The organism is Eubacterium ventriosum (assembly GCF_025150745.1).
Lineage (GTDB): Bacteria > Bacillota > Clostridia > Lachnospirales > Lachnospiraceae > Eubacterium_G > Eubacterium_G ventriosum.
The window spans coordinates 337,570-353,427 of sequence record NZ_CP102282.1 but is presented as its reverse complement, the minus strand read 5'-3'; the positions used below and the strand labels follow the sequence as shown (position 1 = coordinate 353,427).

The window sequence follows — 15,858 nt, the reverse complement described above, 5'->3', positions numbered from 1 at the left end:
ACAAGTAAAGATGGAGGTACTATAATATGAAAAACAAGATGAAACAGTTTGGTATATTGCTGCTACTTCCATGTTTCGTTACACTTCTGCTGTTCCAGACACAGGCATATGCAGAAGAAAAGGTATATTGTACCGCTTCTATTCCGGTAGAGATTAAGACACTAGGGGATTCGGTACCTTCAGGTATTGAGTATAAAGTGGTAATTAAATCTGAAAATGAAACAAACCCTATGCCAGATGTAAAAGAGGTTACGATTAAGGATAATGGCAAAGTAGAAATTGGTCCCATGACTTATACAAAACCGGGAAGATATAATTATTTCATTTCTCAGGAAGCGGGTAATGTAGAACATTTTACTTATGATAGTGCTGTTTACACGGTAACAGTCTCCATTGAAAATGATGGAAATGGTGGTTTGAAGTCTGTAATATATGCAGTGGAAAATGGAGCTACGGAAAAAACAGATGACGTAGTCTTTTCGAATACATACGAAGCGGTAACAACATCAGCAGTGACGACGACAGCAGCACCGACAGTAATTTTAGAGAAACCAACAACTCCAAAAGAAACAGTAACAGTGATTACAAACCCACCGGAAAATGCACCTAAAACAGGTGAGAGAATTATTTCTGCAATTGTTGTTGGCATATTAGGTATTTCAATGTTGGTATTGAGTATTGTTATGAACAAAAAAAGAAAAGCAGAAAAATAATAAAAAATATGGAAGAAAGGATGGCATTGATATGTATCCTTTCTTTTTTTGACCGACAAGGAATAAAATTTAAGTGAAAAAACGTTACAAACTCGGTCAAAATGCACTAAAAAAATGTTAAAACTTTAAGGTAAAAAGAGTTCGCAAGCGAACTCTTTTTTAATGCTTCCGTTTTCCATCATACCAATCAAGAGTGTGTTCAGATATGGCTTCTGTGAAGGAGTTAGCGACAGGCATTTTTCCACCATATTTAGAATACCAATCATCAGGATATAACACATCATTTTTCAGATAAGCTTTTGAGGTGTTCACATCTTCTGATTCCCCTTTTCGAAGTTTTCTGGCAACAACAACAGAACGGCAGTTGTCAATTTCATAGGTACAGGTTGAGAGCATAAGTAATGAGTCTTTTTCATTTACGGTCACAGGACACTGATAGAGAGAACGCATTTCTACTTGATGAAGAAAGTCTAGAAATTCCTCATTATCATTAAATTCACCTTGCATATAATCAAAACCGTCGTTATGGGAATAAGTTCCTGAGACTCTCATAAACGAAATGATTTTCCATTTGGATTCATCATAGATGGAGTCAAATATGAGGATAGGATGCTTTTTGTAAAATTCTATATCTTTATATTTTGGAAGTTGAAAAAACATCATTCGAGTAGATTCCATATTGTGGCCATGGATTACAATGTTTTTTGTAGGAGTCTCTACATTACAATTGGCATCAATATATAGGCAGCCATTTTTATCCGTGTCTCCTTTTAAATTATGGTGCAGATAAAAATCGGAGTTTTTTTCTCCCTGAACGACAGGATAATCAATATTGGTTCCCGGAATTCTGAGCCAGCCCTTTGTATCTTTGTTTGCCTTTAAAAGCTGGGAAAATTTCAATAGCAGACCGTCGGAATTTTTATTTCCGGAATCAAATTCCGAAGAATTATAGTAAGCAGCATTTATCTTTTTGCTTTGTTGCTTTAAGTAGTATGGCTGTATTCCAAGATAAAAAATAAGATATGCAGCACAGCCAAGAAAAACCAGAAAGGTTATGCCGGATAGCATGGTATATATTCGGTTCTTTTTCTTTTTGGGAGTATTCATTGCAATTTCTCCTAATACTAATAATAAATTATGACTGTAATGGCGTATGGTTTTCGCCACATGTATTATACTAGCCTGACTGCTCTCACGGGCAAGCCCGTGGGGTTCTGATTGCCAAGTGTAGCTTGTAATCGTACACCATTTTCAGGCTTTGGAGTTACAAGTGTAAACCTGTTTGAATCAGAGCTTTCATTACCAAGCAGTCCTACGACCACATTAGCGGTAAATTTCTGTCTTACGACAAGGAAGTACAATCAATCTCCCTAACATTTAGTTGTTAAGCTACTTTAATTCCACTGTTTAGTATTTTGATATGATTAGCCTTAATCCATGCGATTAGGGCTTTTTCTTTGTCATAGCACCTGCCGAAATCTGTAATACATTTATCTTTGTCTATATCCTGCGTTCTGTAGTCGTAACAATAGAGCAAAAATGATGAATACCAATCTCTTTGTACCAATGTTCCGTCTCGAAGTCTGTAGAGCCTATCAGACAGCTTTTTCTTAATGTAGTCATCTGCCGTGTGGTCGTACTGGCTTGCCCTATAATTATTCGAAACTTCTATATATGCGCCGCCTGTGACTTTGAATTTCTTTTCAACAGTAGTTTGAAATCCAGACGGGCAACGATTCTTTATAGATTTGCCAAAGCGCTTTTTCTTATTAAATTTGCCTTTGCTATTAACAGTAGTCTTCTTAGCCCGTTTCATCAGCTTGCTTGCATTTTTAGGTTCTGTGACGAATGTATCTCCAAGACTTCGCAGATAGTTAGCATCTTCGTTTATTGCAAGCTGTCTATTTACTGCATTTATACGGCATAATTCAGCGTGTTTGGCTTTCAGCTTCTTGTAGTGATTAGAATATTTCCAAGTCTTTTTACCTTTCTTGATCGTGCCGTCAGGATTGTAATTCTGTGGATTGGTTGCCCGTCTACTCCTGTCCATAGCACGATAATATAAGCGTTCCTTGCGTTCAGAAGTCTGTATGCTGTTGCCACGCTCTGAAAGGTTCTTCAGTCCGACTTCAGTATCAGAAGTATAGGCAACTGTCTGCGTTCCTATATCAGCACCTATCATGCCTTTACCGTATTTATGTCTTGGATTGCCGAATCTATCATATTTAGGCTTAGCTTTGCTTTCTATTGTCAGATGCAGATATACTCTGTACTTACCTCTTATCAATCTTGGAACAAGAGTAGCATAGCAAGGTCTGTAAGTATCTATACAACAGGCTTCTTCTATAAGCGTATTGACAGCATCAGCATCCATCTTGTCAGGATTCTCAAGATAAGACAAAACGGCGTTAACTTCATCAGACTGAAACCTGTCGTTGACATGAATCCCGAATTGCATCTTTCTAAGTTTGAATCGAAGTTTACCATCCTCAACAAACATCGGAATACCACGATTTATCTGTTTTGCTCTGATACATGGTAATTCTCCGTATTTTGAGAAATGTGTAATCTTACCGTTATCATAAAGACATTTTTCCATACCTCGCCATATGTCTTCGGCTTTTGTGAGAGCAAACACCGCATCTATACTGTATTTCTTGCCTATAGGAATCATAGATGTCCTGCAAAAATCCCATGTAACATTATAAGATTTCTGCATATCATTGAGCTGATTAGCGAGAGCTTTAAGTTTGTCCTTATCCTCAGTATTGCCGTACAGTTTTAGTAGTTTACGATATTTCTTGGTACGCATGAGCTGGTCGTAATTCTTTCTCATAAGACTAACAAGCTCGTTGCCAGCTTTGCGGATTTTATCAGAAAGAGCCACGACTTTCAGAACATCAGGATAAGGCATATCAGTTTCTACAACTAGGATATGCCTGTCAGAAAGTTTATGATATTGTTCCTCGCTCATCGTCTGTTTCTCCTAACTGATATTTTTCCTGAATCCCCCTGCGCATCAGGTCAAGGAAGGTAATAGTAGTTCCTTCTTCGACAGAATAGATACGGGCAAGGTTTTCAAGCTGTTCTTTCCACTCGGAAGGAATGGAAATGTTAATCTGTACATTATTACTTTTTGGTCGTGCCATGATTACCCCCTCCAAATACTGTGCTTCTAACGCATCTCTAAAATACTCACTTTCATTTTGAACTTTGCACTATTATACATAGATAATATGTTTACTCTATGTTAATGTCAAGTAGTAGAAATATAGTTTTGCACAGAAAAAGCAGCTTTCATCCCACACGCAAGCGTGTGGGTTTTACGCCGCAATTTATAACTTCCCGGCAAAGTAAAAAGTATTTCATCAGCCTTGTTTTGTATGCTATAATATGTGCATGGTATATGATGACAAAGGAAATGTACTTGTACAAGATAAGATAGATGAAAATTGGGGAGGCTTGACATTCCCCGGTGGTCACGTTGAAAAAGGAGAATCGTTTGTAGCTTTATATTTTGGTCAAATGAAACCATCATAAAAGAAGTCTTTTTACACAAACCATCTTATGGATGTATTATTTATCTAGTTATAATGATTATTAGCGCAATAGTTATGCCATTTACAAGTCCCAACAGTATTTTTGGTATTAGAATTCCACAAACGGAGGATTATCCTGAGGTTTGGCACAGAGCACATGTGTTTACTTCTGCGCTATTGAGTCTGATGATATTACCAACCATTATCGTCATATTTCATATGGAACCTCGTTACAGCTTTGTTTTATGTAATATTTTTTTACTAGTTTCATTGATTATAGGAATTGTTTATGCAGTTATTATTGCAATTCCAATTGAGAAAGCAGAAAAAATGCAAATTGCTAAAGAACTTGAAGAACAAATAAAAAAAGAACAAGGATATCGTTAGACTCAATTGAAAAAAACTTCTTAAATTAACAAAGTTTGTCAGTGTAGTATCTAGGGGGAGAAAGAGTATTTAATTAAATTACGTGTTAAGTTTGAATTTAGTGAAGAGGTGTAATTATGAAGTTGAAGGTATTATTGGCTGTTCCCTACAAAGGTAATAGTATATATGAACTAAGAAAAATTCTTTCTCAAAATGATGTAGATTTATATGTTTTCCCAGAAGGATTTTTGGATAGTAATACATTGACTGAAGCTCTTAAAATTATAAAGAATGAACAGAAATATATCATTACAGGTTTTAAAGATTTGCGTAATAATGGTCAACATAAAGTGCTTGTTATTGATAACGGTAAGATTGTTGATGAATATACAAAATGCATTTTAACTAAGGGTGAAAAAGAAAAGGGGAAACAACACGGTGAAAAAATCACTTGTGTTAATACCAAATTTGGAAAAATAGGCGTCCTGATTTGTTATGAGATTCATTTTCCAGAAGTAGCAAGGATAATGTCTTTAGAAGATCCGATTATGCTTATAAATATTATTGGAACAGGAATGTATCATGATTTACAACTTGAACAGTGGACAACATTAGCAAAAGCTAGAGCCATTGAAAATGAAGTGTATATTTTGGGATGTTCACATTATGAAGAAGAAATACCTTTAGCATATGTTTATAACTCTGTGGGACGATGTGAATTGATGAAAACAAACGAGTGTGGTGGATTTGTTGTTGAAGTTGATTTGGACAAAAGTAATGCAAAGGTAATCAATTATTTAGAAGATAGAGTACCAAGGTTATTTAATGTTTTATCTGAATGATAAATAGATAATGAATATGATGTAGGTATAGAACTGTAAACTTCTTGCTTGTCGGACTGACTAAGATAGAGAAAATAGGAATGGAGGAAGAGAATATGACAGGTAGCCACAGTGCCCAGAAGATAAAGAAAGTGCAATTGTGGAGGCGTTGAAGCATTTTAAGATGATTCAGCAGAAATAAAAGGAGTTTGATAAATCGGAAGTTTACAGCTCTTTCAATAGCATTTCTAGTGTGTCAAAAGATTTTGACAAAGCTCAAAAGCCGATTGTCAAAGCCTTTTGATAGCGCCAATATCTGTATTTGATTAAGATACAAATGCAAGGAGGTAAATTGAATGGAACTCGGAAATCAAATTAAAAAATATCGTTCGGAACTCCAATTATCACAAGACCAATTAGCCGAGCACATATATGTTTCTCGACAAACGATTTCAAATTGGGAGAATGAGAAAAGTTATCCGGATGTAAATAGCTTGGTTCTTTTGAGTGAAGTATTCAAGACCTCCATTGATAATTTAATCAAAGGAGATATTGAAAATATGAAAGAAAAAATCAATGAACAAGAAATTAAGAAGTTTAACTATTATGGTAACATTTTCACTGTGCATCTGGTAATTACCCTTTTATCGGCAGTCCCGTTATTCTTTTGGTTGGAACGGCTTGCATTTATTCCATTTGGAATTCTTTTTGTAATTACGATGTACTGGGCTTTGAAAGTGGAAAAAGTGAAAAAGGACAACGATATTCAGACTTACAAAGAGATTGTAGCCTTTTCTGAAGGAAAAAGATTGGACGAAATACAGAAGCAGCGAGAAATCGGAAAACGACCATATCAAAATGTACTGAAAATGATTGTAGCTGCAATTGTTGCAATCGTAGTATGTTTTTTGATTGGACTATTGTTTCATTTGCTTGGAAATTAGACACTTGTTTTTGGAATAATAGGCATAGGAAGGGACTGTGAAATTTCAGGCTTTTGGCGAGTCTGAAAGCATGCATTTACACTGACGACGGCATTTCGTTACCAAGACGGAAAGGTGCAGGTCAACCACAATCACTTCCTTGGTTATACAAAGGACGAGGAAGGAAAACCGGTAAAGAAACAGTTGGAGGTTGACTTTATTTGTAATAAAGGCTCTAAAAAGTATTATATTCAGTCCGCATATATGTTACGAACGGAAGAAAAAATGGCACAAGAGATTCGCCCATTTTTGAAAATCAATGATTCATTTAAGAAAATTGTAATCACTTTGGATACACCAAAACCATTTTATAATGACGATGGCATTTTGATGATGAACGTGTATGACTTCTTACTAAACATGGATTCATTGGAGTTATAAGAAAGTGCAATTGTGGAGGCGTTGAAGCATTTTAAGATGTTTCAGCAGAAATAAAAAGGGTTTGATAAATCGGAATTTGGCGATTGGATAAATTTAGTTTTCGTTGTAAAAACCTTTATTTTAGGGCGTTGCTACGGAAAGTAGCAGAAAAATAGTGAAATGACAACTAATGTTTCTTGTTTGGTAAAGGTTAATTTACTAATCTGTGAAGGAAGTAAAGCAAACCGAAAACGGAGGTAGAAAAATGACTTTAGAAGAACAAATTAAACATTACAGAAAACAGGCTGGACTTTCACAGGAGAAGATGGCTGAGAAAATCGGTGTATCAAGACAAGCCATTACTAAGTGGGAAAATGGAACAGGAACACCGGATATTGCAAATCTGATGGCAATAGCAGATCTCTTCCAGATATCAGTAGATGAATTACTTTCGAATGAGAAATCAGAGAAAAAGCAGTCTGATTACATCTATGAAAGTCGTACTGAATACGATATTGACGGTAAGAAGAATTTTGATATCAAGCTTGGTGGAGCATATGCTGTAGATTTAAAGGCATATCATGGAGAAAAAATTGAAGTCACAATGTTTTCAAATGTCTATAAGAATCTTCCGGCAGATTATAAAGTAAAGATTGATGATATAAAAAACCGAATCGATATTGAGCTTAACAGATTTAATGAAGCCAGTGAAGCAGATGCAAAGGAGAGTTTGGTCATTACTATTTTTATTCCAGTAAAATATATTGGAAAAATCGAATTATCAGTTAATGCAAGGACACTGAATATTACTGATATAGAAAATGGACATATTGAGGTAAATGGCAGAATTAGCGAAGTTACCCTTCAGGGAAATAAAAGTGAAATTGAGATAGATTCAAATCTTGATATGCAGATCAGTGTTTTATCACATGAGGGTGCCCTTGAGATTAATCAGTTGTCAGCAACATCAAGACTTACAATTCCTGCAGATTATAGATTTAGAAGCACAAAAAAGGGAATAGCAACTCATATTTATTATGAGAGACAGGGCAAAAAGGTTGATGACTTTTCAGATGCCGAAGCAGACAATTACATTGAGCTCAATGGTATAAAGAGTGAGCTTGTGATTGTAGAGGCTGAGGTGTAGTCATGGAAAAGTATATATCGACCGGTCAGATTCTATTTAATTGCAGTGCTGATATTTGCTGTGATATATTGCATTAAAGATTTCATCTTTAATGCAATAGTAATAAGGATCATCTCGGTTTGTAAATTTAATAAGAATATCACATTCTTCGTTACATTTCATTAGAATTTCTAATTTGTGCAAGTGCTTTTTTAAACTGGAATGTAAATAAAACAGATGTAAACAGCACAGCAATAATATCTGCAATCGGCTCTGCCATATATACGCCAATAGTTGGATTAGACACAACGTGAGGCATAATATAAATAAGCGGAAGTAACAGTACGAACTTACGCACAACAGCAACAATAATAGAGTTGACTGCTTTGCCAAGGGACGTAAATGTTATCTGACAGGCAATTTGAATTCCGAAAAGGAATAAACCACCCAAATATATTTTTAACATTGGTGCAGTAAAGGCAACCAGTTTTGCGTCGGAAGTAAAAATACTTACGAATACTTTTGGAATAATCTGTACTGCAGCCCAAAGCAATGTGGAATATGTTAAGCATGTAATTACAAGCAGACGGAAAGTTTTCTTTACTCTGTCTGCATTTTTTGCACCGTAATTATAGCTGGCAATAGGCTGTGAGCCTTGGGCGATTCCCTGAAGTGGCAACATGGCAAACTGCATAACGCTGGTTAAAATAGTCATGGCACCAACGGCAATATCTCCACCGTAATGAAGGAGAGATGAGTTAAAGCAGACGGTTACAACGCTTTCGCTTGCCTGCATAATAAAAGTTGCAAGTCCCAGTGCAACACATGGAAGAAAAATTTTAGGTTTCAAGCCCATATATTTTTTTCGCAGATGAAGCTGTGTTTTTTTGCCACTAAGAAAAACAACTACCCATATGGTTGAAATTGCCTGTGACAGCACAGTTGCAAGGGCTGCACCTTTTACGCCCATATTAAAAACAAAAATGAATACAGGGTCTAAAGTAATATTACAAATGGCACCGATAAGAACGGAAACCATTGAAGTTGTTGTAAATCCCTGAGCAGTAATAAAAGCATTCATGCCCAGAGTTAACTGAACGAACAATGTACCTAAAGCGTAAATACGCATATAGTCCGTTGCGTATCCAAGTGTATTTTTACTGGCACCAAAAGCCATTAACAAATCTTTATTCCAAATCAGCAAAACCACCGTAAGAACAATAGAAACAACAATCTGTAAAGAAAAGCAGTTTCCCAATATTTGTTCTGCGGATTTATTATCTTGTTTTCCCATACAAATAGAAGCTCTTGGCGCACCACCGGAACTGATAAGTGCTGCAAAAGCAGTAACAATCATAATAATCGGCATGCACACGCCGACTCCGGTAAGAGCAAGACTGCCTTCCCCCGGAATATGTCCTATATAAATTCTGTCTACAACATTATAAAGCATATTAATAAGCTGGGCGATTACCGTTGGAATAGACAGCTTTAGAAGTAGCTTTCCAATAGGAGCCGTGCCTAAGAAATTTTTGTCATTCTGCATATATGTACCTCTTTTGAATATTTTTTCTGTATAAAATAATAATATATGTAAAGTGGAAAGTCAAAAAAGAATATATTGAAAGAGCGTATTGTGGTAAGAATGCAGATACACGAAAAAGACATGATTTATAGCAAAAAGCCCATATAAAGGGCTTCTTTGCACAGTTGCAACCATCAGTTGACAAATTTCCAAGGCGACTTTATAGCCAGTAACCGGATATTTATGGTAAAATCAGGATGTTCGAACAGAAAGGAAAGTAGAATATGATTTTAGCAGAAAAAATATCAGAAGAAAGAAAAAAGAACGGTTGGAGTCAGGAAGAGTTGGCTGAGAAATTGTCAGTTTCAAGACAGTCGGTTTCAAAATGGGAAAGTGGAGTTTCCCATAGTTAAAGATACCACACCAAATATGATGAACCCACGCTTATACACTACCAGCTATAATAAACCGCAAGGACAGCAATTTGATGATACTGCTGTCCTTTCTTTTATAAAATTGCAGTACACATAAAAAAGCTGTAAAATGATAAATATATTTGTCCTTGTAACAATTCTCGGACATTTGCCTGTTATACTATCTGCAAAAAGCAAAGGAAGTGAGAATATGGAGCAGATTTTAATTGTCGAGGACGACAGTTTTTTGAATAAGATGTTGGCCTACAACCTGACCGCAGACGGCTACGGCGTGACTTCTGCCCTAAATGCCAGAACCGCCGCCGACGCCATCCGCCAGCGGGAATTTGATTTAGTGCTGCTGGACATCAACCTGCCGGACGGGAACGGTTTTGAGCTGTGCAAGCTGATAAAGCCCCAGCACTCGGACACCATCGTGATTTTCCTAACCGCCAACGATCAGGAGAGCGACCAGATACGGGGCTATGAGGTGGGCGCGGTGGACTACATCACAAAGCCCTTTGTGATCGGGGCCTTGCAGCGGAAAATCAAAGCCATGTTCGCCATGCTGGAACACCACAAACCGGCCAAGGACATTTACGACGACGGGCGGCTGTTTCTGGACTTCTCGGAGCAGACGGCTTCCTTAAACGGCAAGCCCCTGACCCTATCCCCGATGGAGTACAAAATGCTGAACCTGTTCCGCAAAAATCCCCGGCAAGTGCTGACCCGTGGGCAGCTTTTGGAAAAGCTGTGGGATATAGACGAGAGGTTTGTGGACGAACACACCCTGACAACCTCCATCAGCCGGATTCGCAGCAAGATTGAAGCCGACGGAGGTGTGCCATACATCAAGACCGTTTACGGTATGGGCTATCAATGGACGGGAGGCGAGGTAAAATGAAGTTTCAAAACCTCTCGGTAAAGCGGCTGTTTGGCCGGGTGGCAATGGAGCTTGTCCTCTCCATGTCCGGGATCACCATAGCCCTGTTTCTTGTGACAAAACAGATTGCGGTGCTGCTGACAGGCGGGACGCTGCTGCTGTGCGCCCTTGTGGGGATTTTTGTACTGACGCAGGCGTTTGGAAAGCGGCTGTCGCAGTTTACCGCTGACCTGTGCCAGACCTTAGACCACATGATCGCCGGGAATGAAGCGCCCCAGCGGCCAGAGGACAGCGAAACCCAGCTTGCCAGAATCGGACACCGGCTGGCAAGGCTTTACCAGATCATGCAGGAGAACCGCCGCCGGGTGGACGAGGAACGGCAGGAGTTACAGACCCTTGTATCGGATATTTCCCATCAGGTGAAAACGCCGGTAAGCAATCTGAAAATGGCGACGGACACCCTGCTGGAAAAGCCCATGACCGAGGCGGAGCGCACCGACTTTATCCGGGGAATCCGCAGCCAGACGGATAAGCTGGACTTTCTCTTTCAGGCCCTTGTGAAAACCTCACGGCTGGAAACGGGCGTGATCCAGTTGGATAAGAAATCGGGCCGCCTCTTTGATACTGTGGCGCAGGCCATGAGTGGGATCGTGTATGCAGCGGAGAAAAAGGAAATCGCCGTGTCTGTGGACTGCCCGGAGGATTTGACCGTTTCCCATGACAGCAAGTGGACATCCGAAGCCCTCTTTAACCTGCTGGACAATGCGGTGAAGTACACCCCGGCAGGCGGGAAAATCGCTGTGTCGGTGGTGCTGTGGGAAATGTATGTGGAGATCAAAGTGACCGACACTGGCAAAGGAATTTCTGAAAGCAATCAGGCCGCTATCTTCCGGCGCTTCTATCGTGAGGAAGAAGTACACGAACAGCAGGGCGTGGGCATTGGCCTGTATCTGGCCCGCGAGATCGTAACGCGACAGGGCGGCTATATCAAAGTGGTTTCGGAGCCGGGCAAGGGTTCGGAATTTTCCATTATGCTGCCGACTAAATAAAGCACACTTATAACAGGAGAAAACACCATGAAAAAAATCAATTTTTGCAAAGCAACAACAATCATCTTAATAATCAATGTTATTTTATCTATTGTTTTATTTTTCGTTGTTCCTGATAATATAGCAATTCAATGGGTAGGTACAACCCCCAGCAATGCAGTAGATTCTTACTATATATTTTTGGTGCCGATATTGTCAGTACTCTTTGCTTTTGCTGGAAAACCTATTTTTACAATGTTCCTGTTTAGATTGTGGAATAGAACTAACGAGCATTTAGTGACATACTTAAATTTGTGTCTGCAAGTTGTATTTCTTACTTGTGAAATCTATATCGGATTATATAACCTATGTAATTTTAATTTTGCCATTAGTATAATTCTCATTGTGGAACTTATGATAGATGTGGTGATTGGATTGAAATTATTTCACAATCAATCTATCTAAAAGATCGTGTAGTATGTTTCGGCGGACGGCCATTTCCGGCTGCCCGCCGTAAATTTTTTTGAAATGTCCGAGCGTTGTAACATTTCACCCCGATTTTCAATGAAATTTTTTGGCCGCTGTAACATTTCACGGACATTTGGGTTTTACAATACCCTTATCAAATATGGAGGTGATACAACTATGACATGGCCTTTTGAGAATGACACCAGCGCCATTGTAAAGAAATTAGCAAAACGCAATGTATCTTCAAATCGTATTTTTTGCTTTTTTAATGTTTTGACCATTGCGCTGGCAATTAGTTTGATTGTGGGAATCTCCTTATTCCAACAAGGCAGCAAAATTAGTGAACAAAAGATTTTGAATCAAATGCAGCAAGCTACCATCGGGGGGCTTACAGCAGAACAGATAGAAGTTCTGAAAAAAGAACCTGATCTTGAAGATATTGTACCCTATAAGCATAGTGATAGTTTTCTGATGGATGGGATCAAATTTGAAGCGGTTTATATGCCGACTGGTTTTGGAATTATAAAATCCTATGAATTAGTCAGTGGAACCTGTCCAGAACAGTACAATGAAATTGTAATTGATAAAAATGTTCAATTAGAGCTGGGGTATCAGCTAAATATAGGAGATACCATCACTTTACCAACGGCGGGGAGTAAAACAGAGGATTTCATCATTACTGGTTTTACTGATAATGTGGAAACAGGAACATTTTACTTTTATGTCTCCCCAGCGTATGCAGAACAGGGTGTGTTATTATCGGATATTCCATATAGTGCCTTGATTCGTGTAAATGGTGCCACGGAAATGGGACTTATTGATTTTGAGAATACAGTATATCGTCTGGCTTTATCCCAAGACATAAGCAGGAACCAACTTTATTTTAATAGCAAATTCTGTTCCTCACTTATTAGTGGATCAGGAATGGGAGGTGTTCTTTTAGCTACTCTTTTTATTGCATTTTCAAGCGGAATTGTCATATACAGTGTGTTCTACCTTTCGGTATCAAATCAAGTATCGCAGATTGGACAGCTCAAAACTATTGGCATGACAGAAAAACAAATTAAGCGGATGATTCGTAAAGAAGGGTATCGTTTCTGCCTGTTCGGAATACCTGCCGGTATTACAGTAGGTATCATATTTGCATATTTGTTAGAGCCGAATGGAATAACGATTATCAATGCCATAGCCACAAGTATTTTAGCAATAATATTAGGCATTATCATCGTACAAATTTCCGTATACAAGCCCGCACAAATAGCTTCAAATATTTCCCCTATTGAAGCAACAAAATATGTTGGAAACGATCCAGAACTAAAAGAAAGTAGAGTGCAGAATAGGAAAAATCATATTCGGCTCTCACCGTATTCTTTAGCCGTATTGAGCAAAAAGCAGAATCGAAAAAAACACAATCTGACGATTGCCTCGCTTGCAATCGGCGGGATTTTATTTATGGTTGGAGCCACTTTTATATCATCATGGAATCCAGATTCCTTTGCAAGAATGGGGAATTTGGAAGATGGAGAATATTATATTACGATTAACCACAATACATTAGTCAACCCGAAACCGTATGGTATTTCGGAGTATCAAGTTAATACGCCTTTTTCACAAGAACTCATGGAAGAATTGCAACAAATCCCGGAAGTTAAAGAGATTTATGCTACGGAGAGAACCGCAGCCATTATTGAGTATCACGATGAACAATTAGAAATTCCCATTATTCCGATTACGCCTGATAATCAGGAGGAAATTTTGAAAACGCTTCCTGTTGATTGGACATACGAAACATTGGTGAAACAAGACGCTATGGTTATATTAGGAACAAGCGTACAGAAAGAAGTCTATCATGCTTGCCCGTCAATAGGAGAAAAAGTGACATTACGATGGTTTGATGGGGCTGAACACAGCATAGATATTTTGATTGCCGGTACTTCCGAAAAAAGTATGAATGAGGGCTTTTATCTCCCCAAAGAAACCATAGAAAAGTTGTGGGGCGATATGGATTTAACAGCTTCCTTAACTTTGTCCGTACCTGAATATGAAAAAGTGGGTAAATCAGTAGAAAGCAAATTAAATAATATACTGTCCCGACACCCTGATTTGGTAATGGAAACCTTACAAGAGGTAAAAGCATCTTCGGCAAATACGATTCATAATACCAGCGTACAAGTTTATGGGGTATCTGCCTTTGTCATTATGTTTAGCATTTTTAATCTGACAAACACCTTGATTAGTCGTATCAGTACAAGGAGAAAAGAATTTGGAATATTGGAATCTATCGGTATGACAAAAAAACAGATAAAGAAAATGCTGCTGCATGAAAGTGTCTTACTGATTATTCCATGCTTGATTATTACGGTTGTGGCAGGAACCTTGATGGGTTATTTGTTAGTACGGATATTGTCTGCGAATGGATTAACTTATTTTCAATATACTTTTCCTTTTATTCCATTACTGATTTACGGTGTCTGCTTAATAATAACACCTATTATAATTTCTGCTATCTGTCTAAAAATTCAATGCAGAAATTCGTTGGTGGAACGGATCAAAATGGCAGACTGATTTTGAAATGTCCGAGCGTTGTAACATTTCACCCCGATTTTCAATGAAATTTTTTGGCCGCTGTAACATTTCGCGGACATTTGGGTTTTACAATACCCTTATCAACAAAAGTGAGGAGGCGACGCAATGGAACTGACCCCGACATTGATTTTGAATCTGGTGCTGCTGATCGTCCCGCCCGCTGTCCTTGTGCTGGTGTTCCGGCAATGGCTGGCCCGGCACATCCGCTGGACGGTTGCCTTGACTGCTCTCTGTGATGTTCTCCTGTTTTGGGATGAACTGTTCTACTATGAGAGCTTCGGCCTGTTCGCTGTGCTGATTCTGGTACAGTTGGCGGCCACCGGCGCAGCAGCGTTCAACATTTACAACAAACAAAGAAAGGATTGAATTTTATGAGCATTTTACAGACGATCGACCTGAAAAAGTATTACGGTACAGAGCCGAATATCACCCGCGCCCTTGACGGCGTGAACTTCTCTGTGGAGGACGGCGAGTTTGTGGCCGTTGTGGGAACCTCCGGCAGCGGCAAGTCCACCCTGCTTCACATGATGGGCGGGCTGGACACCCCTACTTCCGGCAATGTGATTGTCCGGGACAAAGAGCTGTCGAAAATGAACGACGAACAGCTCACCATCTTCCGCCGCCGCAACATCGGCTTTATCTTCCAGAACTATAACCTTGTTCCCATCCTGAATGTGTATGAGAACATTGTCCTGCCGGTGGAGCTGGACGGGGACACGGTGGATCAGAAGTTTTTGGACGAGATCGTTCACCTGCTGGGGCTGGAAGATAAACTGAAAAATATGCCCAACAATCTTTCCGGCGGCCAGCAGCAGCGTGTGGCGATTGCCCGCGCCCTGATTACCAAACCGGCTATTGTACTGGCCGACGAGCCGACCGGCAACCTTGACAGCAAGACCAGCGCCGAGGTGCTGGGGCTTATCAAGCGCACCAGTGCGGAGTTCCGGCAAACCGTTGTGATGATTACCCACAATGACGACATAGCCCGTCTTGCAGATCGGATTGTCCGCATTGAGGACGGCAAGATCGTGGAGTAAGGAGGTGGCA

19 protein-coding genes are annotated in these 15,858 nt (G+C 39.1%); 14 read left to right on the top strand and 5 right to left on the bottom strand.

The features are described 5' to 3' along the window. Positions 1–26: 26 nt before the first annotated feature. A complete protein-coding gene (locus tag NQ558_RS01520; RefSeq protein WP_005361647.1) occupies positions 27–713 on the top strand; it encodes a Spy0128 family protein in 687 nt (228 codons plus the stop codon). Between the two features lie 159 nt (positions 714–872). Here the strand turns inward: NQ558_RS01520 and srtB are convergent, their stop codons facing one another. The 3 genes from srtB to NQ558_RS01505 all read right to left on the bottom strand — a co-directional run bounded on the left by srtB (position 873) and on the right by NQ558_RS01505 (position 3,862). After that, on the bottom strand, positions 873–1,820 hold the full coding sequence (gene srtB, locus NQ558_RS01515) for a class B sortase (protein ID WP_005361646.1): 948 nt from the start codon (positions 1,818–1,820) through the stop codon (positions 873–875). A gap of 277 nt (positions 1,821–2,097) precedes the next feature. Further along, the gene (locus NQ558_RS01510; RefSeq protein WP_005361644.1) at positions 2,098–3,687 is read right to left on the bottom strand and encodes a hypothetical protein; all 1,590 of its coding nucleotides are present in this window, start codon (positions 3,685–3,687) and stop codon (positions 2,098–2,100) included. Beyond that, on the bottom strand, positions 3,665–3,862 hold the full coding sequence (locus NQ558_RS01505; protein ID WP_005361642.1) for a hypothetical protein: 198 nt from the start codon (positions 3,860–3,862) through the stop codon (positions 3,665–3,667). The genes NQ558_RS01510 and NQ558_RS01505 overlap by 23 nt, the downstream gene beginning before the upstream one ends. Before the next feature lie 244 nt (positions 3,863–4,106). Between NQ558_RS01505 and NQ558_RS01500 the strand changes: the two genes are divergently transcribed. The 6 genes from NQ558_RS01500 to NQ558_RS01475 all read left to right on the top strand — a co-directional run bounded on the left by NQ558_RS01500 (position 4,107) and on the right by NQ558_RS01475 (position 7,929). Beyond that, complete coding sequence (locus NQ558_RS01500) at positions 4,107–4,253, top strand: NUDIX domain-containing protein (protein ID WP_198006741.1); 147 nt, start codon at positions 4,107–4,109, stop codon at positions 4,251–4,253. Between the two features lie 74 nt (positions 4,254–4,327). Further along, positions 4,328–4,639 (top strand): SdpI family protein, encoded by a 312-nt coding sequence (locus NQ558_RS01495; RefSeq protein WP_195557890.1) that lies wholly within the window; start codon positions 4,328–4,330, stop codon positions 4,637–4,639. 116 nt (positions 4,640–4,755) lie between these two features. Continuing rightward, entirely contained in the window at positions 4,756–5,460 is a 705-nt protein-coding gene (locus NQ558_RS01490; RefSeq protein ID WP_005361635.1) for a carbon-nitrogen hydrolase family protein, read from the top strand. Positions 5,461–5,795: 335 nt separating this feature from the next. Then, positions 5,796–6,383 (top strand): helix-turn-helix domain-containing protein, encoded by a 588-nt coding sequence (locus tag NQ558_RS01485; RefSeq protein WP_005361633.1) that lies wholly within the window; start codon positions 5,796–5,798, stop codon positions 6,381–6,383. Between the two features lie 264 nt (positions 6,384–6,647). Further along, positions 6,648–6,803, top strand: coding sequence for a hypothetical protein (locus NQ558_RS01480; protein ID WP_181991167.1), 156 nt, complete (start codon positions 6,648–6,650; stop codon positions 6,801–6,803). Positions 6,804–7,047: 244 nt separating this feature from the next. Further along, a complete protein-coding gene (locus NQ558_RS01475) occupies positions 7,048–7,929 on the top strand; it encodes a helix-turn-helix domain-containing protein (RefSeq protein WP_005361630.1) in 882 nt (293 codons plus the stop codon). 36 nt (positions 7,930–7,965) lie between these two features. Here NQ558_RS01475 and NQ558_RS01470 read toward each other — a convergent pair whose 3' ends face one another. Together NQ558_RS01470 and NQ558_RS01465 are read right to left on the bottom strand one after the other, a co-directional pair. Further along, positions 7,966–8,091 carry a DUF3877 family protein gene (locus NQ558_RS01470; protein WP_156774973.1) on the bottom strand — a complete coding sequence of 42 codons (126 nt, stop codon included), beginning with the start codon at positions 8,089–8,091 and terminating at the stop codon, positions 7,966–7,968. Then, the gene (locus tag NQ558_RS01465) at positions 8,081–9,454 is read right to left on the bottom strand and encodes an MATE family efflux transporter (protein ID WP_005361628.1); all 1,374 of its coding nucleotides are present in this window, start codon (positions 9,452–9,454) and stop codon (positions 8,081–8,083) included. The genes NQ558_RS01470 and NQ558_RS01465 overlap by 11 nt, the downstream gene beginning before the upstream one ends. Before the next feature lie 263 nt (positions 9,455–9,717). Between NQ558_RS01465 and NQ558_RS01460 the strand changes: the two genes are divergently transcribed. The 7 genes from NQ558_RS01460 (at position 9,718) to NQ558_RS01430 (ending at position 15,848) form a co-directional block, all read left to right on the top strand. Next, positions 9,718–9,846, top strand: a complete 129-nt coding sequence (locus NQ558_RS01460) for a helix-turn-helix transcriptional regulator (protein WP_005361627.1) — start codon at positions 9,718–9,720, stop codon at positions 9,844–9,846. Positions 9,847–10,057: 211 nt separating this feature from the next. Beyond that, positions 10,058–10,750 (top strand): response regulator transcription factor, encoded by a 693-nt coding sequence (locus tag NQ558_RS01455; RefSeq protein ID WP_177676591.1) that lies wholly within the window; start codon positions 10,058–10,060, stop codon positions 10,748–10,750. Then, positions 10,747–11,778 (top strand): sensor histidine kinase, encoded by a 1,032-nt coding sequence (locus NQ558_RS01450; RefSeq protein ID WP_005362401.1) that lies wholly within the window; start codon positions 10,747–10,749, stop codon positions 11,776–11,778. The genes NQ558_RS01455 and NQ558_RS01450 overlap by 4 nt, the downstream gene beginning before the upstream one ends. A 27-nt stretch (positions 11,779–11,805) precedes the next feature. Next, on the top strand, positions 11,806–12,222 hold the full coding sequence (locus tag NQ558_RS01445; RefSeq protein WP_005362406.1) for a hypothetical protein: 417 nt from the start codon (positions 11,806–11,808) through the stop codon (positions 12,220–12,222). Between the two features lie 180 nt (positions 12,223–12,402). Continuing rightward, positions 12,403–14,790 carry an ABC transporter permease gene (locus NQ558_RS01440; protein ID WP_040446938.1) on the top strand — a complete coding sequence of 796 codons (2,388 nt, stop codon included), beginning with the start codon at positions 12,403–12,405 and terminating at the stop codon, positions 14,788–14,790. A 126-nt stretch (positions 14,791–14,916) separates the two neighbouring features. Further along, complete coding sequence (locus tag NQ558_RS01435; protein WP_005362410.1) at positions 14,917–15,177, top strand: hypothetical protein; 261 nt, start codon at positions 14,917–14,919, stop codon at positions 15,175–15,177. Positions 15,178–15,182: 5 nt separating this feature from the next. Then, complete coding sequence (locus NQ558_RS01430; RefSeq protein ID WP_005362411.1) at positions 15,183–15,848, top strand: ABC transporter ATP-binding protein; 666 nt, start codon at positions 15,183–15,185, stop codon at positions 15,846–15,848. The last annotated feature ends 10 nt before the right edge of the window (positions 15,849–15,858 follow it).